18 protein-coding genes are annotated in these 23,842 nt (G+C 61.6%); 11 read left to right on the top strand and 7 right to left on the bottom strand.

The features are described 5' to 3' along the window. Positions 1-87 precede the first annotated feature (87 nt). On the bottom strand, positions 88-1,512 hold the full coding sequence (locus D109_RS0123780) for a PLP-dependent aminotransferase family protein (protein WP_017479080.1): 1,425 nt from the start codon (positions 1,510-1,512) through the stop codon (positions 88-90). Between the two features lie 150 nt (positions 1,513-1,662). Between D109_RS0123780 and D109_RS0123785 the strand changes: the two genes are divergently transcribed. From D109_RS0123785 to D109_RS0123815, 7 genes are all read left to right on the top strand, one after another. Beyond that, entirely contained in the window at positions 1,663-2,556 is an 894-nt protein-coding gene (locus D109_RS0123785; RefSeq protein WP_177071781.1) for a DMT family transporter, read from the top strand. A gap of 1 nt (position 2,557) precedes the next feature. Then, on the top strand, positions 2,558-4,417 hold the full coding sequence (moeB, locus tag D109_RS0123790) for a molybdopterin-synthase adenylyltransferase MoeB (RefSeq protein ID WP_017479082.1): 1,860 nt from the start codon (positions 2,558-2,560) through the stop codon (positions 4,415-4,417). 24 nt (positions 4,418-4,441) lie between these two features. Next, positions 4,442-5,356 carry a PLP-dependent cysteine synthase family protein gene (locus D109_RS0123795; RefSeq protein ID WP_026078183.1) on the top strand — a complete coding sequence of 305 codons (915 nt, stop codon included), beginning with the start codon at positions 4,442-4,444 and terminating at the stop codon, positions 5,354-5,356. A gap of 22 nt (positions 5,357-5,378) precedes the next feature. Continuing rightward, the gene (locus tag D109_RS0123800; protein WP_017479084.1) at positions 5,379-6,371 is read left to right on the top strand and encodes a serine O-acetyltransferase; all 993 of its coding nucleotides are present in this window, start codon (positions 5,379-5,381) and stop codon (positions 6,369-6,371) included. A gap of 2 nt (positions 6,372-6,373) precedes the next feature. After that, on the top strand, positions 6,374-7,102 hold the full coding sequence (locus tag D109_RS0123805) for an alanyl-tRNA editing protein (protein ID WP_017479085.1): 729 nt from the start codon (positions 6,374-6,376) through the stop codon (positions 7,100-7,102). A gap of 227 nt (positions 7,103-7,329) precedes the next feature. Next, entirely contained in the window at positions 7,330-9,075 is a 1,746-nt protein-coding gene (locus tag D109_RS0123810) for an ABC transporter permease subunit (RefSeq protein WP_017479086.1), read from the top strand. Between the two features lie 14 nt (positions 9,076-9,089). Beyond that, positions 9,090-10,412 (top strand): AAA-associated domain-containing protein, encoded by a 1,323-nt coding sequence (locus D109_RS0123815; RefSeq protein WP_017479087.1) that lies wholly within the window; start codon positions 9,090-9,092, stop codon positions 10,410-10,412. Positions 10,413-10,581: 169 nt separating this feature from the next. Here the strand turns inward: D109_RS0123815 and prpD are convergent, their stop codons facing one another. The 6 genes from prpD to D109_RS0123845 all read right to left on the bottom strand — a co-directional run bounded on the left by prpD (position 10,582) and on the right by D109_RS0123845 (position 19,162). Further along, a complete protein-coding gene (gene prpD / locus D109_RS0123820) occupies positions 10,582-12,066 on the bottom strand; it encodes a 2-methylcitrate dehydratase (protein ID WP_017479088.1) in 1,485 nt (494 codons plus the stop codon). A gap of 161 nt (positions 12,067-12,227) precedes the next feature. Further along, entirely contained in the window at positions 12,228-13,418 is a 1,191-nt protein-coding gene (gene prpF / locus D109_RS0123825; protein WP_017479089.1) for a 2-methylaconitate cis-trans isomerase PrpF, read from the bottom strand. A 42-nt stretch (positions 13,419-13,460) separates the two neighbouring features. Next, complete coding sequence (gene acnD, locus D109_RS0123830) at positions 13,461-16,055, bottom strand: Fe/S-dependent 2-methylisocitrate dehydratase AcnD (protein WP_017479090.1); 2,595 nt, start codon at positions 16,053-16,055, stop codon at positions 13,461-13,463. Between the two features lie 201 nt (positions 16,056-16,256). Further along, entirely contained in the window at positions 16,257-17,384 is a 1,128-nt protein-coding gene (gene prpC, locus D109_RS0123835) for a 2-methylcitrate synthase (protein ID WP_017479091.1), read from the bottom strand. Between the two features lie 174 nt (positions 17,385-17,558). After that, positions 17,559-18,452, bottom strand: a complete 894-nt coding sequence (gene prpB, locus D109_RS0123840) for a methylisocitrate lyase (RefSeq protein ID WP_003214976.1) — start codon at positions 18,450-18,452, stop codon at positions 17,559-17,561. Next, positions 18,449-19,162 (bottom strand): GntR family transcriptional regulator, encoded by a 714-nt coding sequence (locus D109_RS0123845; RefSeq protein ID WP_026078184.1) that lies wholly within the window; start codon positions 19,160-19,162, stop codon positions 18,449-18,451. The genes prpB and D109_RS0123845 overlap by 4 nt, the downstream gene beginning before the upstream one ends. Before the next feature lie 272 nt (positions 19,163-19,434). Here D109_RS0123845 and D109_RS0123850 point away from each other — a divergent pair, with 272 nt between their 5' ends. The 4 genes from D109_RS0123850 to pabB are packed head-to-tail and all read left to right on the top strand — an operon-like array spanning position 19,435 to position 23,838. Further along, positions 19,435-19,968 carry an ATP-dependent zinc protease gene (locus D109_RS0123850; RefSeq protein WP_026078185.1) on the top strand — a complete coding sequence of 178 codons (534 nt, stop codon included), beginning with the start codon at positions 19,435-19,437 and terminating at the stop codon, positions 19,966-19,968. Between the two features lie 5 nt (positions 19,969-19,973). After that, positions 19,974-21,506, top strand: a complete 1,533-nt coding sequence (locus D109_RS0123855; protein WP_017479094.1) for an inactive transglutaminase family protein — start codon at positions 19,974-19,976, stop codon at positions 21,504-21,506. Next, entirely contained in the window at positions 21,506-22,492 is a 987-nt protein-coding gene (locus D109_RS0123860; RefSeq protein ID WP_017479095.1) for an alpha-L-glutamate ligase-like protein, read from the top strand. Before D109_RS0123855 ends, D109_RS0123860 begins: the two co-directional genes overlap by 1 nt. A 5-nt stretch (positions 22,493-22,497) precedes the next feature. Continuing rightward, positions 22,498-23,838, top strand: a complete 1,341-nt coding sequence (gene pabB, locus D109_RS0123865) for an aminodeoxychorismate synthase component I (RefSeq protein WP_017479096.1) — start codon at positions 22,498-22,500, stop codon at positions 23,836-23,838. The last annotated feature ends 4 nt before the right edge of the window (positions 23,839-23,842 follow it).

Consider the following 23,842-nt stretch of genomic DNA (forward strand, 5'->3'; position numbering starts at 1 on the left):
TTTAGTGAATGGCCTTGGGGCTGCTTCGCAGCCCAGCGGGAGCAAGCTCCCTCGCCACAGGGGCCATGTTCACACAAGCCGTTGGGTTCACAAGTGAAACCGCCCTCCCCCCTGCCCCAGCGCCGTCGCCAGCGCATCAAACCCATCCAGCAACAACTGATCATCTCCCGAGGTGTTGCAGATACTCGCCCGGATAAACTGCGGCACCGCCGTCTGCCCCACCGCAAAAGCCTCGGCTGTCGCGATCAGGTAATTGTTCTGCTTCAACTCCGCCTCTATTTCCGAGGCACGCCACGGCTCCGGGACCTCGATCCAGAAGTGCGGGCTGTTCAGATGAGTGCGGTACTCCAACCCGATCAACAACCCTTCAACCAGTGCCTTGCGTCGGCTGATTTCCTGAATCTGCTGGTGCAGCAGGTGTTCTGCCGTGCCGTTCTCGATCCACTGCGTGGCCAATTCCAGGGTGACCGGCGTGGCCATCCAGCAGGTGGAACGCAAGGCCGCAGAAATCCGGCTGACCAGCGCCGGCGGTGCGTGCACGTACCCAACACGCAACCCCGCCGATACCGCCTTGCTCAGGCTGCTGATCAGAATCGTACGTTCCGGGGCGAAATGGCTCAGGGGCGGTGGGCGATCTTCCACCAATACGCCGTGGGCCTCGTCCTCGAGAATCAGCAGGTTGTGTTCACGGCACACCTTGACCAGCGCCTCACGGCGCGCGACCGACAGCACCGCTGTCGTGGGATTCTGGATGGTCGGAGTGCAGTACAACGCCGAAACCCGGTGATTGCGACAGACTTCATCCAGCGCCCCTGGCAGCAGCCCTTCTTCATCCATTTCCAGGCCGATCAGGCGTATCCCCAACATGCGCGCGGCGGTGATCAGCCCCGGGTAGGTCAACTGTTCGGTGACCACCGTGTCGCCCGCCCGTAACAGTGCCATCAGTGCACACAGCAGCCCATGCTGGCCACCGTTCACGCAGATCACTTGCTCGGGAATCGGATGGAAGTCCCGCTGCACCAGCCACTGGGCACCCGCTGCCCGGTAGCGCGGCAGGCCGGCATCCGGGGTGTAGGCACTAATGTCCTGCAAAAACTTGGCGTTAGTGGCCAGCGTTTGAAAGCTCTGGGCCAGGAACGTGGTTTCCTGCCCCGGGATATGCATGTTGCGGCTCATATCAAAGTACTGCCGCGGCTCGTCGCTGAAGTTGCGAAAGCCTTCATCCCGTTGGCGCTCCATCCCACGCTTGCGCACGAAGGTGCCGTCACCCACCCGCGCCACCACCAGCCCCAGCCGCTCCAGCTCACCGTAGGCTCGGCTGATGGTGCCGATAGTGACCCCCAGATTGTCGGAAAGCACCCGATGAGGCGGCAGCTTTCTTCCCGGTTCAATCAAGCCTTCAAGAATGCCCCGCTCCATGACATCGGACAGGCGCTTGTACTTCACGCCCTGCCCGTTGGAGAGTCCTTCTCGCATAATTGACACCATGTCAATATTTGTTTTGACAGCCATCTTTCGCCCTAATAGTGTGCTTTTACGGGTTCAATCACCGAATCAAGGCACTCAATATAGAGGTCAATTCGGTCTCATGGAAGCAATGTCACGATGCCAATGTCCGCCGTTCTCGAAAATGCTGAAAAAACAAAAACTCACAAGCAGTGGTTGGCTGGGCTGATTACCAGCGTCATGTTTCTGATCGTGTGCCTGAGCTGGGGCACCACCTGGCTGGGCATCAAGATCGCCGTGGAGAGCGTGCCGCCGCTGACCTCTGCCGGGCTGCGGTTTTTGATCGCGTTTCCGCTGTTCCTGTGTTTCGCCTGGGTGCGCCGCGAGCCGATTCTGTTTCCCCGGGAAAGCCGCTGGTTCTTCGTGTTTGTGACGCTGTCCTACTTCAGTGTTCCGTATTACCTGCTCAATTACGGCGAGATGCATGTCTCGTCCGGCCTCACCGCGCTGCTGTTCAGTTGCATGCCGGTGTTTATCCTGATTTTCTCCGCGCTGTTCCTGCGTGAGCGCATCTACTTTTCACAGGTGGTCGGTATCGCCATCGGTTTCGGCAGCCTGTACATGATCATCAAGAGCCAGGGCCTGCACCTGGACCATGCCGAGTTCTTCGGGGTGCTGGCGATCCTGGCCGCCGCGATCATGCATGCCTTGTGCTACGTGATTACCAAGAAACAAGGCAGCGCCATCAGCGTGATCACCTACAACACCCTGCCCATCGGCATCGCCGGGCTGATGCTGTTTGTTGCCGGGCTTTTCTTTGAAACACCGACCTTTGAAGACATCACCCTGCGCTCCTGGAGTGCGCTGTTCTACCTTGGCCTGGTGGCGTCGGTGGGTGGGTTTATCGTGTATTTCATGCTGCTCAAGCGCCTGAGCCCGATCATTCTGTCCTTCGTGTTCATCATCTTCCCGGTGTTCGCGGTGATCATCGGTGCCTGGTACGAAGGCGTGCAGATCTCCAAGGACCTGATGATGTATTCGGCGATCCTGCTGGCCGGTTTTGCCATTACCAAGCTGCCCATCGAAAAGCTCCTGGCGAAGAAAAACTGAGATGACGGTCCTGAGCCCAACCGCCCTGGAGCAGATTTACGCCCACGCCGACCGCAGCTACCCCGAGGAATGCTGCGGTTTCGTTTTCGCCGATGGCAGCGTGCACCTGGGCAGCAACATCCAGAACGAGCTGCACCGCAAGAACCCCGAGATGTATTCACGCAGCGCAGCCAACGGCTACACCTTTTCGGTGGCCGACACGCTGATGATGAACAAGGCGTTTCGCAGTGATAACCCGGTGGTGGTGATCTACCACTCCCACCCTGACGTCGGCGCGTATTTCAGCGACGAAGACCAGGACAAAGCCCTCTTCATGGGCGAGCCGATCTACCCCGTAAGTTACCTGGTGGTCGATGTTCGCCAGGGCAAGACCCAAGGTTCCAAGCTGTTTGCCTGGGATGGCAAGCGCTTCGCCCAAAAACCCTTCAACGACCTGCAAACGGAGTTGTGCATGAACGCTGTCTCTTTCCCCGACATCCTGGTCCGCGTGGCCAAGCTGCCAGCATCGACCCTCGAGGGTGCCGGATCGACATTGCGCGAAGTCATTGAAAACCTCTGCATTGAGCACCCGCAATTGCGGGCGCACCTGCTCTACGAGAATAACCAGCTCAAGGAACATTTCCTGTTCACCGCCGAAGAGGCACTGATCGACGCCAACGACCGGTTGCCCGAAAAGGCCAAAATCGAAGTGCTGCTGGCCACCTCCGGCGGCATGGACGTCGACCAACTGAGCAACGAGGAAGTGCAGCGCTACGTGCGCCACATCACCCTGCCCGGCGTCGGCCGCGAAGGCCAACTGAACCTGAAGAAAGCCAAGGTGCTGATCATCGGCACCGGCGGCCTCGGTTCGCCCATCAGCCTGTACCTGGCGGCGGCCGGCATCGGCACCCTGGGGCTGGTGGATTTCGACGTGGTGGAAAGCAGCAACCTGCAACGCCAGATCGTCCACGGCAACAGCACCCTGGGCCTGCCCAAGGTGGAGTCCGCCAAGCAACGCCTGCAGGACCTGAACAGCCACATCCAGATCAACACCTACGACACCGCCTTCAACACCGACAACGCCCTGGAACTGGTGGGCGCCTATGACCTGGTGATCGACGGCACCGACAATTTCGAAACCCGCTACCTGGTCAACGACGCTTGCGTGCAGTTGGGCAAGCCGTTGGTGTACGGCGCCATCTACCGCTTCGACGGGCAGATCAGCGTGCTCAACTACAAAGGCGGGCCGTGCTACCGCTGCCTGTTTCCCCAGGCCCCGCCGGCGGAACTGGCACCCAACTGCAGCGCCGGCGGCGTCATCGGCGTATTGCCAGGCGTGGTCGGGATGATCCAGGCCACCGAGGCGATCAAGCTGTTGATAGGCATTGGCGACCCCCTCTCGGGCCGGCTGATGCGCTTTGATGCGCTGGCGATGAAGTTCAGCGAGATCCGCTTCAAGCGCCGCGCCGACTGCCCCTGCTGTTCCGAACTGCGCCACACCCAAACCCTCGCACCCGCTGCCTGCGCCGACGCCATGCCAAGCCAACCGTCCCTGGCTGAAGAGCGCTACATCAAGCCGCGGGTGCTCAAGCAACTGCTCGAACGACACAGCAAGGCCGACGTGCTGCTGGACGTGCGTGACGCCAGTGAGCTGGAAGTGTGCAAACTGCCGGGGGTGGTGCACATCCCGCTGGCTGAACTCGACGGGCAACTCGCCAACCTCAGCCGCGACAACACCCACTACCTCATCTGCTACGCCGGAACCCGTGCGGAGCAAGCCGCCAGCACGTTGCTGGCCGCCGGATTCGCCAACACCAAAGTACTGCAAGGCGGCATGAAACACTGGGTTCGCGACGTCGAACCCGACATGCCTTTGTACTGATCAGCGGCCATGGGCTCTTACTTGATGTTGCATAACTCGATACTCGACGCCATTGGCCAAACGCCCATCGTGCGCCTGGAACAGTTTTCCGAAGACCTTGGCATTGAGGTCTACGCCAAGCTGGAATCCCTCAACCCCGGTGGCAGCCACAAAGCGCGCATCGCCCTGGGGATGATCCTCGACGCCGAGCGCCGGGGCATTCTGATTCGCGGCTCCGGGCAAACCATCATCGAACCCAGCGGCGGCAACACCGGCATCGGCCTGGTGATGGCCGGCAACGTGCTGGGCTACAAGGTGGTGCTGGTGATCCCCGACAACTACAGCCCGGAAAAGCAGAAACTGCTGCGCCTGTACGGCGCCAAGGTGGTGCTGTCGGACAGCCGCCAGGGCAACAATTCCCACGGCGAAAAGTGCATGGAGCTGCAGTTGGAAAACCCCAGCTACGTGATGCTCAACCAGCAGCGCAACGGCGCCAACCCGCAGACCCACCGTGACACCACCGCCCGGGAAATCATCCGCGCCTTCGGCGAGCTGCGGGTGGACTACTTCGTCAGCGGCATCGGCACTGGTGGCCATATCACCGGCATCGGCGAAACCCTCAAGAGCACCTGGCCGGCAATCCGCGTCATGGGGGTGGAGCCGGAAGAATGTGACCTGCTCAGCGACCGCCACGCGCCGCACCATATCCAGGGCCTGTCCATCGGGTTGATCCCGAGCATTCTCAACGTCGCGATCATTGACGCAATGCTCAAGGTCTCGCGCCAGGAATGCCTCGACATGATCAAACGCATCATGCGCACCGATGCCATCAGCCTCGGGCTGTCGTCGGCCGCGAACATGGTAGCCATCGCCAAGCTGGCGCCGGAGCTGCCCACCGACACCGTCGTGCTGACCATGGTCTACGACAGTGCCGACAGCTATTTGCCCTGTTTTGAATAACAACTATTGCGGGGGTGCCTCCATGGGGGGCTTTATCGACATGCAACAGCTGCACGATGAGTTGCTCACCCACCTCATCACCACGCTTACGCCTGCGCAGTTGAAGCAGCTGGAGGCGCATCTCGCGCCGCTGATCCAGGCAGCGGCCCAGGCGGTGGCCGAAGACCTGATCGCCTATGCCTGGCGCGACCCGGCCTCCCGTGGCCGCGGTGAGCTGATCCTGGAGTCCTACGCCTCGTTCAAGGCCGTGCTGTACTACCGGCTGGCGCACCTGGTGTGGAATTTCCCGGACAAAAACAATGGCGTGTTTTCCACCATCGCCCTGAAGCTGAGCAACCAGGGCAAGATTCTGTCCGGCGCCGAAATTCACCCCGCCGCGCGGATCGGCCGGCGCTTTGTGCTGGACCACGGTTACGGCACGGTCATCGGCGAAACCTGCGAGATCGGCAACGACTGCTACATCCTCTGCGGCGTGACCCTCGGCGCCCGGGGCATCGCCAACAACCCGGACGGCAAGCGCCACCCTCGGCTGGGCAACAACGTGGAAGTCGGTTCCGGCGCTCGGGTACTCGGTTATGTGTTGATCGGCGACAACGTGTTTATCAGCCCCTCCTGCGTGATCACCCAGGACGTGCCGGCCGGTACCAAGGTCAAGGTGGTCAACCAGATCCAGCTCCAGAAAAACGACGAGTCGGACCACAGCAATTACCTCGGCGCGTTTGCCCTCGATGAACGCCTGCATGTGGTGGGCGAGGTCAATGCGAGCCACAAAGTGACGGTGCTGGACGCCGACTTCCATCCCCTGCCCGGCCTGCTGCTGGAGCCGACGGTCAAGGAACGCCATCACCTGCAGTTCCGCCTGCGCCATATCGACACAACGGCCTACCCGCCGCGCCTGCCGCTGAACCTGAAAGTGACCGGGCCCGAATTTGAAATCACCCTGCTATCTCCCCCTGGTTTGAGCGCGATGGTTCGTCGCCTGCTGCAAGCCAGCCCACTGATCGTCGGAGGTTGAACATGTCTGTGCACACCATGGAAACCCTCGCGCTGTTCGACAGCGCGCCTTACCAGAATGCTTTCAGTGCGCGGGTGATTGCCGTCAGCGAACAGGGGATCGCCCTGGAGCACACGCTGTTCTACCCGACCGGTGGCGGCCAGCCGGGCGACACCGGGCACTTCATCCTGCCCGACGGCAGCCGCATCGACATCACCGGCACCGTGCGCGACCCGGTGCTGCGCTCGATCATCTGGCACCAGGTGGAACACTGCCCCGAACAACTGGCCGCAGGGATGCAGGTAGACGCCAGCCTGGACTGGGAGCGCCGCTACCAGCACATGAAAATGCATACCTGCCTGCACCTGCTGTGCTCGATCATCGATGCCCCGGTGACCGGTTGCAGCATCGGTGCCGACAAGGGTCGCCTGGATTTCGACCTGCCGGAAATGACCCTCGACAAAGAGAGCATCACCCGCGACCTCAATGCCTTGATCGAACAGGCCCACGCGGTAAAAACCCTGTCGATGCCCGCCTCGGAGTATTCCACCCTGCTGCAGATCACCCGCACCCAGGCGGTGGCGCCACCGGTGATCCAGGGCTCGGTACGGGTGATCGAGATTCCCGGTATCGACATCCAGCCCTGTGGCGGCACCCATGTGACCAATACCGAGGAAATCGGCCGGGTGTTCTGCGAAAAAATCGAGAAGAAGAGCAAGCACAACCGCCGGGTGATCCTGCGGTTCGAATAGCGGCCGTACGGCGGCTAGGGTGCCAACGCCCTAGACGCCGTTCGTACAGGAAACTGACAGCAAATTTATGTGTTTGTAACATTCAGAAACGTACAATCCCGCCAGCAACGCCTCGTTGCCCCTGACTCGCGAAAACAGCGCCCTTCCTTCTCGGTGGGTGATTCGTGCAGCAGCTAAGCTCACTCCCATCACGCCCCTGAACCTGAACGCTGCAGGACTGACTGCCTATGAACAGAGTGTTCCGCCACTATATCCCTGCGTCCACGTTGCGCTTGCTGCCCAACCGCTGGGACTTGGTCGCCCTGCCCCTGGTGATCGGCTTTTTACTGTTTTTCTCCATCACGGCCCGGGAAACCTGGGCGCCCATCGCCACCTTGCAAAGTGAAGTCATCTCCCTCGACCCGGCCAACCTGCCGGAATATGCGATGCGCACCACGATGCGCATGCTGGCGGCGATGGTTGCAGCGCTGGTGTTCACCCTGTTGTACGGCACCCTGGCCGCCAAAAGCCGGCGCGCCGAGAAACTGCTGGTGCCCGTGCTCGACATCCTGCAATCGGTACCGGTACTGGGCTACATCTCGTTTACGGTAACGTTCTTCCTGCTGCTGTTCCCCGGGCGCGTGCTCGGTGCGGAGTTCGCCGCAATCTTTGCGATTTTCACCAGCCAGGCCTGGAACATGACGTTCAGCTTCTACCAGTCGCTGCGCATGCTGCCCCATGACCTGGTGGAAGTGTCGACCAACCTGCGGCTGTCCGGTTGGCAGCGGTTCTGGAAGCTCGACGTGCCCTTCGCCATGCCGGGGCTGGTGTGGAACATGATGATGAGCATGTCCGGCGGCTGGTTTTTCGTGGTCGCCTCCGAGGCCATTACCGTCGGCGACAAGACCATCACCTTGCCGGGCGTAGGTTCGTACCTGGCCCTGGCGATTGCCCAGAAAGACCTGCACGCCGTGGGTTACGTGATCCTGGCGATGATTGTCGTCATCCTGATCTACGACCAGTTCCTGTTCCGCCCGCTGGTGGCCTGGGCCGATAAATTCCGCATGGAAACCACCGCCTCCCAGGGCGCCGCGCCGCAATCCTGGCTGCTGAACCTGATCCAGCGCACGCGCATCGTCCAGCGCATCCTGCGGCCTGTCACCCGCGCCATCAGCCGCATTGGCAACAAACGCTTCAGCCTGGCGGGCGGTGCACTCAAGGCATTGCCGGCAGAAACACCAAGGGCGTCAAAAGTGATCGACTGGGTGTGGGGCGCACTCATCGCCCTGCTGGCCGCCTATGCGCTGTATCACATCGTGCAGTACGTCGGCACCGAAGTGACCCTCGCCGAAGTCGGCCATGTATTTGTGCTGGGCCTGATCACCCTGTTGCGGGTGGCTGGCCTGATCCTGATCGCCTCGCTGATCTGGGTGCCGCTGGGCGTGATGATCGGCTTGCGCCCGGCCCTGGCGGAAAAAATCCAGCCGCTGGCGCAGTTTCTCGCGGCCTTTCCGGCGAACCTGCTGTTCCCGGTGTTCGTCATCGTGATCCTGCACTACAACCTCAACCCGGATATCTGGCTGAGCCCGCTGATTGTGCTGGGCACCCAGTGGTACATCCTGTTCAACGTGATCGCCGGCGCCAGCGCCTTCCCGAATGACTTCAAGGAAGCCGCCGCCAACTTCCGCATTCGCGGCTGGTTGTGGTGGCGCAAAGTGATGCTGCCGGGGATTTTCCCGTACTACGTCACCGGGGCCATTACCGCCTCGGGCGGTGCCTGGAACGCCAGTATCGTGTCCGAGTACGTGTCCTGGGGCCAGGACAATGTGGTCGCCCACGGGCTGGGTGCCTACATCGCCCAAACCACCGCGGCCGGCGACTTCCCGAAGATCGCCCTGGGCGTGGTGGTGATGTCGATCTTCGTGGTGGCGTTCAACCGTGCTGTGTGGCGGCCGATGTACGCCATGGCTGAAAACAAACTTCGTCTGAATTGATGGGATTCGCTGTGATGACTACCTATACCGAGCACGCCGCCGACACCCCGGAAATCTACTCGTTGAAAAACGTGAACCGGGTGTTCGGCAAAGGTAAAGACGAGCTGCAAGTCCTCAGCGGCGTGGACTTGAGCCTGCACGAGGGCGAGATTGTCGGCATGCTTGGTCGCTCCGGCTCGGGCAAGTCGACCTTGCTGCGCATCATCGCGGGGCTGATCCAGCCGTCGTCGGGCGAAGTACGCTACAACGGCGCGCCGCTCAACGGCCCGGCCGAAGGCGTGGCCATGGTGTTCCAGACCTTTGCGCTGTTCCCGTGGCTGACCGTGCTGGAAAACGTTGAAGCAGGCCTGCAAGCCTTGCAGGTGGAGCGCAAGGAAACCCGCAGGCGCGCCCTGGCGGCCATCGACCTGATCGGCCTGGACGGTTTTGAAAACGCCTACCCCCGTGAACTGTCCGGCGGCATGCGCCAGCGCGTGGGTTTCGCCCGCGGGCTGGTGGTCAACCCGACCCTGCTATTGATGGACGAACCGTTCTCGGCGCTGGACGTGCTCACCGCTGAAACCCTGCGCACCGACCTGCTGGATCTGTGGAGCGGCAAGCAGTTGCCAATCAAATCAATCCTGATCGTGACCCACAACATCGAAGAAGCGGTGTTGATGTGCGACCGCATCCTGGTGCTGTCGTCCAACCCTGGCCGGGTGGTGGCCGAGATCAAGGTACCGTTTGCGCACCCGCGCAACCGCCTGGACCCGACCTTCCGGCAAATGGTCGACGACATCTACGCCCTGATGACCGACCGCCGCAGCGCCGACGCGAGCAGAGGTTTGCCTGAGCTGAAAATGGGCAGCCTGTTGCCGGAAGTCTCCACCAACCTCATGGCCGGCTTGATCGAAACCCTGGCCGCCGAGCCCTACAACGGCCACGCCGGCCTGCCGACCGTCGCCGAACGGCGCTTGCTGGAAGTCGACGATCTGTTCCCGGTGGCAGAGATGCTTGAGCATTTGGGTTTTGCCGAACTCAAGGGTGCCGACATCACCCTCACCGACGCCGGCAAACTGTTCGCCGACTACGGCACCCAGGAGCGTAAAACCCTGTTCGCCGAACATTTGATCCGCCACGTACCGTTGGCCGCGCGCATTCACCAAGTGTTGCTTGAACGTAGCGGCCATCGGGCGCCACGGGTGCGCTTCGAGCAGGAACTGGAAGACTCGATGACGGAAGCTTTTGTGGAGAAAACCCTGGAAAGCGTGGTGGCCTGGGGACGGTATGCGGAGATTTTCTCCTATGACGACCATACCGAGACGTTCAGCCTGGATGATGTGGAAGGCAGCATGTAACGGCGTGATCTCGACACATTGATCGTTCCCACGCTCTGCGTGGGTATGCCGCCAGGGACGCTCCGCGTTCCACTGCTGGCGCAAGGCTTGAGTCCTGCGCAATGGTGACGCGGAGCGTCACAGGATGCATTCCCACGCAGAGCGCGGGAACGATCAGTAACGATCATTTTTAGATGACGAACAGATCGACAAACCGGTTTACCGGGGTGGCCTCAAGCTTCGCCTGATCCTTGCACAGGGCAAAAATCTCGGCACTGCGCTGCGCGGTAAACCGGGTCGCCAGGTTGGCCTTGAACTTGTCTTCCAGCAACGGAATACCATCCACCCGACGGCGACGGTGGCCAATCGGGTATTCCACGGCCACCTGTTCGGTGCTGGATCCATCCTTGAAGAACACCTGCACCGCATTGGCGATGGAGCGCTTGTCGGCCTCCAGGTATTCGCGGCTATAGCGCGGGTCTTCGACGATGACCATCTTCTCCCGCAGCTCATCAATGATCGGATGGGCCGCGTGGAACTCATCTTCGTATTGCTCGGCCACCAGATTGCCAAACGCCAGCGGCACGGCGGTCATGTATTGCAGGCAGTGATCACGGTCGGCCGCATTGGCCAACTGCCCGACCTTGGAGATGATGCGAATCGCCGACTCGTGGGTGGTGATGACAATCCGGTCGATCTCATGCAGGCGATTCTTCACGTGCGGGTACAAGGTGACCGCCGCTTCACAGGCGGTTTGCGCGTGGAACTCGGCAGGAAAGCTGATCTTGAACAGCACGTTCTCCATCACATACGTGCCGTAGGGCTGGGACAGGCTGAAGGCGCGCTTGTCTTCGGGCTTGAGCGCCAGGTCCTTGTTGGTGTGGCTGAACAGCACGTCATAAAAGCCCCACTGCGGCGCGCTCAGGACACCGGGAATCCCCATCTCGCCACGCATGGCGATGTCGGCCAGCCGTACCCCGCGACTCGACGCATCCCCCGCTGCCCACGACTTGCGCGAACCGGCGTTCGGCGCATGGCGATAAGTGCGCAATGCTTGGCCGTCGACAAACGCCTGGGACAGTGCCGACAGCAGTTGCTCACGGTTGGCGCCCATCAGTTTGGCGGTGACGGCAGTGGAGGCGACTTTCACCAGCAACACATGGTCAAGGCCGACGCGGTTGAAGGAGTTTTCCAGGGCGATCACGCCCTGGATTTCGTGGGCCATGATCATCGCCTCCAGCACGGCCCGCACGGTCAGCGGCGCATCGCCATTGGCCACGCGTTTTTGCGAGAGGTGATCGGCGACCGCGAGAATACCGCCGAGGTTATCCGAGGGATGCCCCCATTCGGCGGCGAGCCAGGTGTCGTTGTAGTCGAGCCAGCGCACGATGCAGCCGATGTCCCACGCGGCCTTGACCGGGTCCAGGCGGAACGAGGTGCCCGGCACCCGTGCGCCGAACGGCACCACCGTGCCTTCCACGATCGGCCCCAGGTGCTTGGTGCACTCCGGGAAACGCAGGGCCAGCAGGCCGCAACCGAGGGTGTCCATCAGGCAGTTGCGGGCGGTGTCCAGGGCATCGCGGGATTCGATCCTGAAATTCAGGACATAGTCGGCGATGTCCTGCAGGACCTGGTCGTAGTCGGGGCGGTTGTTCTGGTCGACGTTGGCGCTCATGGCAGTACTCCAAAGTGGGTTAGGTGTGGTCCATCCTCAGGGTCAGGGTGATCGTTCCCACGCTCTGCGTGGGAATGCCGCCTTGGACGCTCTGCGTCCCGTAAAAGGGTGACGCAGAGCGTCACGGGATGCATTCCCACGCAGAGCGTGGGAACGATCGGTTAGAAAGCGTCGCCGGGTACGCGCACAAAACCTTCCATCAGCACCCGCGCACTGCGACTCATGATGGCTTTTTTCACCACCCATTCACCGTTGACCTGGCTGGCCTCGGCGCCTACCCGCAACGTCCCGGACGGATGCCCGAACCGCACGGCATTGCGCTCCACGCCGCCCGCTGCCAAATTCACCAGCGTGCCGGAAATCGCCGCCGCCGTGCCAATCGCCACCGCCGCCGTGCCCATCATCGCGTGGTGCAGTTTGCCCATGGACAACGCCCGCACCAGCAGGTCGACATCGGCCGCTTTGATCGCCTTGCCGCTGGACGCTACGTAATCCGCGGGCCGGGCCACAAACGCCACCTTCGGCGTGTGCTGGCGCTGGGCTGCTTCGTCCAGGTGTTTGATCAAGCCCATGCGCAACGCGCCGTGAGCACGAATGGTTTCAAACATCGCCAGGGCTTTGGGGTCGCTATTGATCGCGCCCTGCAGCTCGGTGCCGGTGTACCCCAGGTCCTGGGCGTTGATGAAGATGGTGGGAATCCCGGCATTGATCAGCGTCGCCTTGAACGTGCCGACACCCGGCACTTCCAGGTCATCCACCAGGTTGCCGGTAGGAAACATCGAGCCACCGCCGCCCTCTTCTTCCGCCGCCGGGTCCATGAATTCCAGCTGCACCTCAGCGGCCGGGAAGGTCACGCCGTCGAGTTCGAAGTCGCCGGTTTCCTGCACGGCACCATCGGTGATCGGTATGTGGGCGATGATGGTCTTGCCAATATTCGCCTGCCAGACCCGCACCACGGCCACGCCGTTGTGCGGAATGCGCGCGGCATCTACCAGGCCGGCGCTGATAGCGAACGAACCCACCGCCGCCGACAGGTTGCCGCAATTGCCGCTCCAGTCCACGAACGGTTTGTCGATGGACACCTGGCCGAACAGGTAATCCACGTCGTGATCGGCGCGGGTACTTTTGGCGAGGATCACGGTTTTGCTGGTGCTGGACGTCGCGCCGCCCATGCCGTCGATTTGCTTGTCGTACGGGTCGGGGCTGCCGATCACCCGCAACAACAACGCATCTCGCGCCGTGCCTGGCACCTGGGCGGATTCGGGCAAATCCTTGAGATTGAAAAACACACCCTTGCTGGTACCGCCACGCATGTAGGTGGCGGGAATCTTGATCTGCGGTACGTGTGCCATGGTGATCCTCATGGGCCGGGGCACAAACCCCGGCCACAGTTGTCAGGCAGTAACAGCCGATTCCAGGAAGTCCTGGGCAAAGCGTTGCAACACGCCGCCCGCCTCGTAGATCGACACTTCTTCAGCCGTGTCCAGGCGGCAGGTCACCGGCACCTCGACACGCTCGCCATTCTTGCGGTTGATCAATAAGGTCAGCTGCGCACGCGGGGTGCGTTCGCCGATCACGTCGTAGGTTTCCGTACCGTCGATCTTCAGGGTCTTGCGGTCGGTGCCCGGCAGAAACTCCAGCGGCAACACGCCCATGCCCACCAGGTTGGTACGGTGGATGCGCTCGAAACCTTCGGCGGCGATCGCTTCCACACCCGCCAGGCGTACGCCCTTGGCCGCCCAGTCCCGGGACGAGCCCTGGCCGTAGTCGGCGCCGGCAATGATGATCAGCGGCTGCTTGCGCTCCATGTAGGTTTCGATGGCTTCCCACATGCGCGTGACCTTACCTTCCGGCTCCAGGCGCGCCAGCGAACCCTGCTTGACCTTGCCGTCTTCAACCACCATTTCATTGAACAGTTTCGGGTTGGCGAAGGTGGCGCGCTGCGCGGTCAAGTGGTCGCCGCGGTGGGTCGCGTAGGAGTTGAAGTCGACTTCCGGCAGGCCCATTTTCGCCAGGTATTCACCGGCGGCGCTGTCAAGCATGATCGCGTTGGACGGCGACAGGTGATCGGTGGTGATGTTGTCCGGCAGCACCGCCAGCGGACGCATGCCTTTGAGCGGACGTGCGCCGGCCAGGGCGCCTTCCCAGTACGGCGGACGACGGATATAGGTGCTCTGCGGGCGCCAGTCGTACAGCGGCGTGACCTTCGGGCCGGTGTCTTCGTGGATCGCGAACATGGGGATGTAGACCTGGCGGAACTGCTCCGGCTTGACCGATGCCTTGACCACTGCGTCGATTTCTTCGTCGCTCGGCCAGATGTCCTTCAGGCGGATTTCCTTGCCGTTGGCATCCAGGCCCAGCACGTCCTTCTCGATATCAAAACGGATGGTGCCGGCAATCGCGTAGGCCACCACCAGCGGCGGCGACGCGAGGAACGCTTGCTTGGCGTACGGGTGGATACGGCCGTCGAAGTTGCGGTTACCCGACAGCACGGCGGTGGCGTACAGGTCGCGGTCGATGATCTCTTGCTGGATCACCGGGTCGAGTGCGCCGGACATGCCGTTGCAGGTGGTGCAGGCAAACGCCACGACACCAAAACCCAGTTGTTCCAGTTCGGTGGTCAACCCGGCTTCGTCGAGGTACATGGCGACGGTTTTCGAACCCGGCGCCAGGGATGACTTGACCCACGGCTTGCGGGCCAGCCCGAGCTTGTTGGCATTGCGCGCCAGCAGGCCGGCGGCAATCACGTTGCGCGGGTTGCTGGTGTTGGTGCAGCTGGTGATAGCTGCGATGATCACTGCGCCGTCGGGCATTTGCCCCGGCACGTCATCCCACTGGCCAGAGATGCCCTTGGCCGCCAGGTCGCTGGTGGCGACGCGGGCGTGGGGGTTGCTCGGGCCGGCCATGTTGCGCACCACCGAGGACAAATCGAAGCTCAGGCCACGCTCGTATTGCGCGCCCTTGAGGTCGTCCGCCCACAGGCCGGTGTGGCGAGCGTACTGCTCCACCAGGGTGACTTGTTCATCTTCACGGCCCGTGAGCTTGAGGTAGGCGATGGTCTGTTGGTCGATGTAGAACATCGCCGCCGTGGCGCCGTATTCCGGGGCCATGTTGGAGATGGTGGCGCGGTCGCCCAGGGTCAGCGCGGAGGCGCCTTCGCCGAAGAACTCGAGCCACGCACCCACGACCTTTTGCTTGCGCAGGAACTCGGTCAGCGCCAGCACCATATCGGTGGCGGTGATGCCCGGTTGCAGCTTGCCCGTCAGCTCCACGCCGACACTTTCCGGCAGGCGCATCCACGAGGCGCGACCGAGCATCACGCTCTCCGCTTCGAGGCCGCCGACACCGATGGCGATCACGCCCAAGGCATCAACGTGAGGCGTGTGGCTGTCGGTGCCGACGCAGGTGTCCGGGAAGGCAACACCGTCACGCACCTGAATCACCGGGGACATTTTCTCCAGGTTGATCTGGTGCATGATGCCGTTGCCCGGCGGGATCACGTCGACGTTCTTGAAGGCCTTTTTGGTCCACTCGATAAAGTGGAAACGGTCTTCGTTGCGGCGGTCTTCGATGGCGCGGTTTTTCTCGAATGCCTCCGGGTCAGAACCACCGGCTTCGACGGCCAGGGAATGGTCGACGATCAGTTGGGTCGGCACCACCGGGTTGACCTGGGCTGGGTCACCGCCTTGCAGGGCAATGGCATCGCGCAGGCCGGCAAGGTCCACCAGGGCGGTCTGGCCGAGGATGTCGTGGCACACCACGCGGGCCGGGAACCACGGGAAATCGAGGTCGCGTTTGCGCTCGATCAGTTGGCTCAGGGATGCGTTGAGGGTCGCTGAGTCACAGCGACGCACCAGGTTTTCCGCGAGTACGCGGGAGGTGTACGGCAGTGTGGCGTAGGCGCCAGGGGTGATTGCATCGACCGCCGCGCGGGCATCAAAGAAATCGAGGTGGCTGCCGGGGAGCGGTTTGCGGTGTTCAGTGTTCATCGTCAGGACTCGGTCACGGTAGTTGCAAAAGGAAGAACCGTTGCTGATCCAGTGTGAAACACAGTCTAAATGTGGGAGCGGGCTTGCTCGCGAAGGCGGTGTGTCATTCAACACCCATGGCGACTGTCACACCGCCTTCGCGAGCAAGCCCGCTCCCACATTTTTGATCCGGTTTCACCCCGAGATCAGCGGTTTCTCCACTCAGCGACGTTCGATTGGCACGAACTTGCGCTGCTCAACGCCGATGTACTCGGCGCTCGGACGGATGATGCGGTTGTTGGCACGCTGTTCAAATACATGCGCGGCCCATCCTGTCAGCCGCGAGCAGACGAAAATCGGCGTGAACAGCTTGGTCGGGATACCCATGAAGTGGTACGCCGAGGCATGGTAGAAGTCGGCGTTGGGGAACAGTTTCTTCTGCTCCCACATGGTCTTGTCGATGGCTTCGGAAACCGGGAACAACACGGTGTCGCCCACCTCCTCAGCGAGTTTTTTCGACCAGCCCTTGATCACTTCATTACGCGGGTCGCTGTCTTTATAGATCGCGTGGCCGAAGCCCATGATCTTGTCCTTGCGCGCCAGCATGCCCAGGGTGCCTTCCACCGCTTCCTGGGCGGACGAGAAACGCTCGATCATCTCCATCGCCGCTTCGTTGGCCCCGCCGTGCAGCGGGCCGCGCAGGGAACCGATGGCAGCGGTGACGCAGGAATACAAGTCTGACAGGGTCGACGCACACACACGGGCGGTGAACGTTGAGGCGTTGAATTCGTGCTCGGCGTAGAGGATCAGCGACACGTTCATCACCTTGACGTGCAAGTCGCTGGGCTTCTTGTCGTGCAGCAGGTGCAGGAAGTGGCCGCCGATGGACGGCTCGTCGGTCACGCAATTGATACGCAGGCCATCGTGGCTGAAGCGGTACCAGTAGCACATGATCGCCGGGAACGCGGCGAGCAGGCGGTCGGTCACGTCGCGCTGCACGGAGAAGTCTTTCTCCGGCTCGATGTTGCCCAGGAACGAGCAACCGGTGCGCATCACGTCCATCGGGTGGGCGTCGGCGGGGATGCGTTCCAGCACTTCTTTCAGCGCCTGGGGCAGGTCACGCAGTTTGCCGAGCTTGGCGGTGTAGGCGGCCAGCTCGGCCTTGGTCGGCAGTTCGCCGTAGAGCAGCAGGTAGGCGACTTCTTCAAACTGCGCGTCGGCGGCGAGTTCGCGCACGTCGTAGCCGCGGTAGGTCAAGCCGGCACCGGCCTGGCCCACGGTGGACAGTGCGGTCTGCCCGGCAACCTGGCCACGCAGGCCGGCTCCACTGAGTACTTTTGCTTCGGCCATGGTTATCTCCAATCTTGTATTTATTAGGGAAGCGTCTCGCTGAAGCTTCACACCACCCCTTGTAGGAGCGAGCTAGCTCGCGAAAAACTTCAGGGCGCCGCGTTCATTCAGGCTAAGCGCGTTATCGTTAACGATCTTCGCGAGCAAGCTCGCTCCTACACGTATCAGGGTCCGTTACTTCTTGGCGGCGAACAGCGCGTCGAGCTTCTGCTCGAAGGTGTGGTAGTCAATGCGATCGTAAAGCTCCATGCGGGTTTGCATGGTGTCGATCACGTTCTGCTGGGTGCCGTCGCGACGGATCGCGGTGTAGACGTTCTCGGCCGCCTTGTTCATGGCGCGGAAGGCCGAGAGCGGGTACAGGACGATGGAAACATCCGCAGATTTCAGTTGATCGACTGTGTAGAGAGGCGTTGCACCGAATTCGGTGATGTTGGCCAGGATCGGCGCCTTCACCCGGGAGGCGAACAGTTTGTACATCTCAAGCTCAGTGATGGCCTCCGGGAACACCATGTCGGCGCCGGCCTCGATGCAGGCGGCGGCACGTTCCAGGGCGGATTCCAGACCTTCCACCGCCAGTGCGTCGGTGCGGGCCATGATCACGAAACTGTCATCGGTGCGCGCATCCACGGCGGCCTTGATGCGGTCGACCATTTCCTGCTGGGACACGATTTCTTTATTCGGACGATGGCCGCAACGCTTGGCGCCCACCTGGTCTTCAATATGGATCGCCGCCGCGCCGAACTTGATCATCGACTTGACGGTGCGCGCGACGTTGAACGCCGAGGAGCCAAAACCGGTGTCCACGTCCACCAACAGCGGCAGGTCGCACACGTCGGTGATGCGGCGCACGTCGGTCAGCACGTCATCCAGGCCGGTGATGCCCAGGTCCGGCACGCCGAGGGAGCCGGCAGCCACCCCGCCACCCGACAGGTAGATCGCCTTGAAACCGGCACGCTTGGCCAGCAGCGCGTGGTTGGCGTTGATCGCGCCGACCACCTGCAATGGGTGTTCGCTGGCCACGGCGTCACGGAAACGCTGGCCTGGAGTAGTGTTGTTATTGGAACTCATGACTCACCTCGTGATTGGGGAGCGCCGTCCGGGAAGTGACGGGCAATGTTGCGTTTGGAAGCGCCGATATGACGGCGCATCAACAACTCGGCCAGTTCACCGTCGCGATCGGCAATCGCGTCAAGAATGCGGTGATGCTCGGCAAAGGCCTGGCGTGGACGATTGGGGGTGGCGGAGAACTGGATGCGGTACATGCGCACCAACTGATACAGCTCGCCGCACAACATTTGGGTCAGGGTGCGGTTACCGGCGCCTTGAATTATCCGGTAATGAAAGTCGAAGTCGCCTTCCTGCTGGTAATAGCCGACACCGGCCTGGAAGGCCGCATCGCGCTCGTGGGTGTGCAACACCTGGCGCAACTCTTCGATCTCGGCGTCGGTCATGCGCTCGGCGGCCAGGCGACAGGCCATGCCTTCCAGGGATTCGCGGATTTCGTAGAGTTCGATCAGCTCTTCATGGCTCAAGGACACCACTCGCGCGCCCACGTGGGGGATGCGCACCAGCAGGCGCTGGCCTTCCAAACGGTGGATCGCCTCGCGCAGCGGGCCACGGCTGATGCCATAGGTGCGCGCCAGTTCCGGCTCGGAGATTTTGCTGCCGGGGGCGATCTCGCCCTTGACGATGGCGGCCTGGATACGCCGGAAGACGTTCTCCGACATGGTCTGGGAATCGTCTGACGCTATTACTGGGGTTTCCAGTTGATCCAGCATATTGTCGACACCTTTAAAAGCAATGCGGCAAAAACTAGCCAATCAGCCCCGGATAGTCAAAGAATAAATACACATTGTCGACAATCGTCTAATAACCTGCCTTGCACCCTATCAGGGCATGGCCGGCTGCCAGCGCTGGCGCAAGAAAACCTTCATGTTAGAATGCCGGCCACTTTTGCCTCACATCCCTGGATGAAAAGGCGCACGAGGGAGCTTGCGCAGCAATGCCAGTCGCCTTGAATTGAACATCGCACTGCACCGCGTCAGGATTTATGAGACTCAAGCCCTTCCCCCTTTTGCTTCTACTGCTTATGCCGGGCCTTGGCGTTGCTGCCGAGAAGACCGTGTATGGCCTCAATGAATACGCCAAGTTGGCCGGCATCGACCTGGAAGTGGCCGCCAAACTCGACACCGGCGCCAAGACTGCGTCCTTGAGCGCCCGCGATATCAAACGATTCAAGCGCAACGGTGAATCCTGGGTGCGCTTCTACCTGGCCATCGACACCGCACATTCCCACCCCATCGAGCGTCCCCTGGCCCGCGTGAGCAAGATCAAGCGCCGCGCCGGTGACTACGACCCCGATGAGGACAAGAACTACACCGCCCGTCCAGTGATTGCCCTGGACATCTGCATGGGCACCACTTTACGCAGTATCGAAGTGAACTTGACTGACCGCAGCGCCTTCCAATACCCGCTGCTGATCGGCTCCGAAGCGCTGAAACGCTTTGATGCGCTGGTCGACCCCAGTCTTAAATACGCGGCGGGCAAACCTGCCTGCGCCACCGACGCTCATACCGCTGAGTAATTTGAATGCGCTCTCTTAATCTGCACCTGAAAATCCTGATCGCCGTTTTGGTGGTATTGGGCATTTCGGTCACCGCCTATCAGATTTTCGTGCTGGGGATACCCGTCACCGAGGACGCCACCGACGACCTGTGGAACATCGACGCCAAGGTCGAGTTCGTCGCCAACGCCAAGGACCCGGTGAAAATCCAGATGTTCGTGCCGCCCCTGAGCCGCGACTTCGTCAGCCTGAATGAAAGCTTCATCTCGAATAACTACGGCGTCAGCGTCAATCGCCTCGACGGCAACCGCAAGGTCACCTGGTCGGCCCGCCGGGCCAAGGGCAACCAGACCCTCTACTATCGCCTGGTGCTGACCAAGCGCTACAGCGGTGAAAAGGTCAAGATCAAGGGCCCGACCTTCCGCGACAGCATCGCCGTCGAAGGCCCGGAAAAGATCGCCGCCGAAGCCCTGCTGGCGCCGATCCGCCAGCACTCCGCCGACGTCGAAACCTTTATCAGCGAAGCCATCAAGCGCACCAACAACCTCAACGACGACAACGTGAAGCTGCTGCTGGCGGGCGACCCGTCGACGCCGCACAAGGCCAAGATCGTCGAGCTACTGCTGTCCATCGCCCACGTACCGGTGGAAAAGGTCCACACCATCCGCCTGGTGGCCGACCAGCCGCAAACCCCTGAACTCTGGCTGCGCAGCTTCAATGGCAATGACTGGCTGTACTTCAACCCCGACACCGGCGAGCAAGGCTTGCCAGCCGACCGCCTGCTGTGGTGGACCGGCGATGAAAACCTGATCACCGTCGATGGCGGCAAAAAGGCCATGGTGACCTTCAGCCTCAACAACAGCGAAATGAACGCGATTCGCCTGGCCAAGCTGACAGACGAAAACACCGACGCCAACTTCCTCGAATACTCGCTGTACGGCCTGCCGCTGCAAACCCAGCAGACCTTCATGATCATGGTGATGATCCCGATTGGCGTGCTGGTGATCCTGATCCTGCGCAACCTGATCGGCCTGCAGACCCTCGGCACCTTTACTCCAGTGCTGATTGCCCTGGCGTTCCGCGAGACGCAGCTGGGCTTCGGGATTGTGCTGTTCACCATTATTACGGCGCTGGGGCTGTCGCTGCGGTCTTACCTGGAACACTTGAAGCTGCAGATGCTGCCGAGGCTCTCGGTGGTGCTGACCTTCGTGGTGGTGCTGATCGCGGCCATCAGCCTGTTCAGCCACAAGCTGGGCCTGGAGCGCGGACTGTCGGTGGCGCTGTTCCCGATGGTGATCCTGACCATGACCATCGAACGCCTGTCGATCACCTGGGAAGAACGTGGCGGCGGCCATGCGATGAAAGTCGCGATCGGCACGCTGTTCGCCGCATCCCTGGCCCACATCATCATGAGCGTGCCGGAGCTGATCTACTTCGTGTTCACCTTCCCGGCGATCCTGTTGATCCTGGTGGGCTTCATGCTGGCCATGGGTCGTTATCGCGGCTACCGCCTGACCGAACTGGTACGTTTCAAGGCCTTCCTCAAGGCTGATTCGTAATGTTCGGCTTCTGGAAGACCTGGAAGGCCCTGGAAGCGCGGGGAATCATGGGCATCAACCGGCGTAATGCCGACTACGTGCTCAAGTACAACAAGCGCAGCCTGTACCCGATCGTCGATGACAAGATCATCACCAAGGAACGGGCCATGGCCGCCGGCATCCACGTGCCGGAAATGTACGGAGTCATTTCCACCGAGAAGGAAATCGACAAGCTCGACGAGATCATCGGCGGGCGCAGCGACTTCGTGATCAAACCGGCCCAGGGTGCCGGCGGTGACGGCATCCTGGTGATCGCCGACCGTTTCGAAGGGCGCTATCGCACGGTCTCCGGCAAGATCATCAGCCATGAAGAGATCGAGCATCAGATTTCCAGCATCCTCACCGGCCTGTATTCCCTCGGCGGCCACCGTGACCGGGCGCTGATCGAATACCGGGTGGTGCCCGACCAGATTTTCAAGAGCATCAGCTACGAGGGCGTACCGGATATCCGCATCATTGTGCTGATGGGCTATCCAGTGATGGCCATGCTGCGCTTGCCGACCCGTCAGTCCGGCGGCAAGGCCAACCTGCACCAGGGCGCCATTGGCGTGGGTGTCGACCTGGCCACCGGCCTGACCCTGCGCGGCACCTGGCTGAACAACATCATTACCAAGCACCCGGACACCACCAACGCGGTGGATGGCGTGCAACTGCCCAACTGGGACGGCTTCATGAAGCTCGCCGCCGGCTGCTACGAGCTGTGCGGGTTGGGTTACATCGGCGTGGACATGGTGCTGGACCAGGAAAAGGGTCCATTGATCCTGGAGCTTAACGCTCGCCCGGGGCTGAACATCCAGATCGCCAACGACTGCGGCCTGACCTTGCGCACCCATGCGGTGGAGGCTCGACTGGAAGAGCTGAAAGCCGCAGGCGTGATGGAAACACCGGAAGAGCGGGTGAAGTTTGTGCAGGAGATGTTTGGGCATATTCCGGCGGTCGAGGGATAAACCCAGTGACCTGTTCCGTACACCCGCTGCCCTACCGGGCCAACCCTGCCGAATACTTTGCAGCGATCCGCCATGCCCCCGGCGCGGTGCTGCTGGACAGCGGCCGACCGGCTGCCGAGCGCGGCCGTTATGACCTGCTGAGCGCCTGGCCCGAGACGACACTGGCGGTACTGCCGGACGAAAGCGGCAGCGATTTCCTGCACCGCTTGCGAGAAAACCTGAGGTTGCTGGGTGAAGCCACGATTCCCGCGCCCTACGCACTGCCGTTTGCCGGTGGCCTGATCGGTTACCTGAGCTATGACTTCGGTCGCCATCTTGAACAACTGCCGCACCTGGCCGTGGACGACCTGCACCTGCCGGATGCGAGGTTCGGCCTGTACGCATGGGGCTTGATCAGCGATCACCAGGCGCAGACCAGCCAACTGGTGTTCCATCCCAAACTGGCGGAAAGCGAACGGCAACGCCTGATCACCTTGTTCGGCCAGCCGGTCATCAGCGTATCGGCGGCCTTCAAGCTGCAAGGCCCAATGGCCCCGGACGTGACAGCCGACACCTACAAACACGCCCTCGCCCGCATCCAGGACTACATCCAGGCCGGTGACTGCTACCAGGTCAACTTTGCCCAACGCTTCCGCGCCCCGTGCATGGGCGATCCGTGGGTGGCCTACTGCGCTTTGCGCGAAGCCTGCCCGACGCCGTTTTCCGGGTTCCAGAGCCTGCCGGATGATGGCGCGGTATTGAGTTTATCGCCGGAGCGCTTCGTCAAAATCAGCCAGCGCCAGGTGGAAACTCGCCCGATCAAAGGCACCCGGCCACGAGGTGCAACGCCTGCGGAAGATGCGGCCAACGCCGCTGAATTGCTGGCCAGCCCCAAGGATCGTGCCGAGAACCTGATGATCGTCGACCTGCTGCGCAACGACCTGGGCCGCACCTGCCGTACCGGCTCGGTGAAAGTGCCAGAGCTGTTCAGCCTCGAAAGCTATCCGAATGTGCATCACCTGGTCAGCAGCGTCACCGGTGAACTGGCAGACGACAAAGACGCCCTCGACCTGATCGCCGGCAGCTTCCCCGGCGGCTCGATCACCGGCGCACCGAAGATCCGCGCGATGCAGATCATCGACGAACTGGAGACGACCCGACGCGGGTTGTATTGCGGTTCGTTGTTATACCTGGACGTGCGCGGCGAGATGGACAGCTCCATCGCGATCCGCAGCCTGCTGGTCAAGGATGGGCAGGTGTGCTGCTGGGGCGGCGGCGGGATTGTCGCTGACTCGGAGTGGCAGGCGGAGTACCAGGAGTCGATGACCAAGGTGCGGGTGTTGTTACAAACCTTGGAAAGCCTGTAGCACG

Origin of the sequence: Pseudomonas sp. PAMC 26793, from assembly GCF_000313235.1 — a bacterium.
Classification (GTDB): Bacteria; Pseudomonadota; Gammaproteobacteria; order Pseudomonadales; family Pseudomonadaceae; genus Aquipseudomonas; species Aquipseudomonas yamanorum.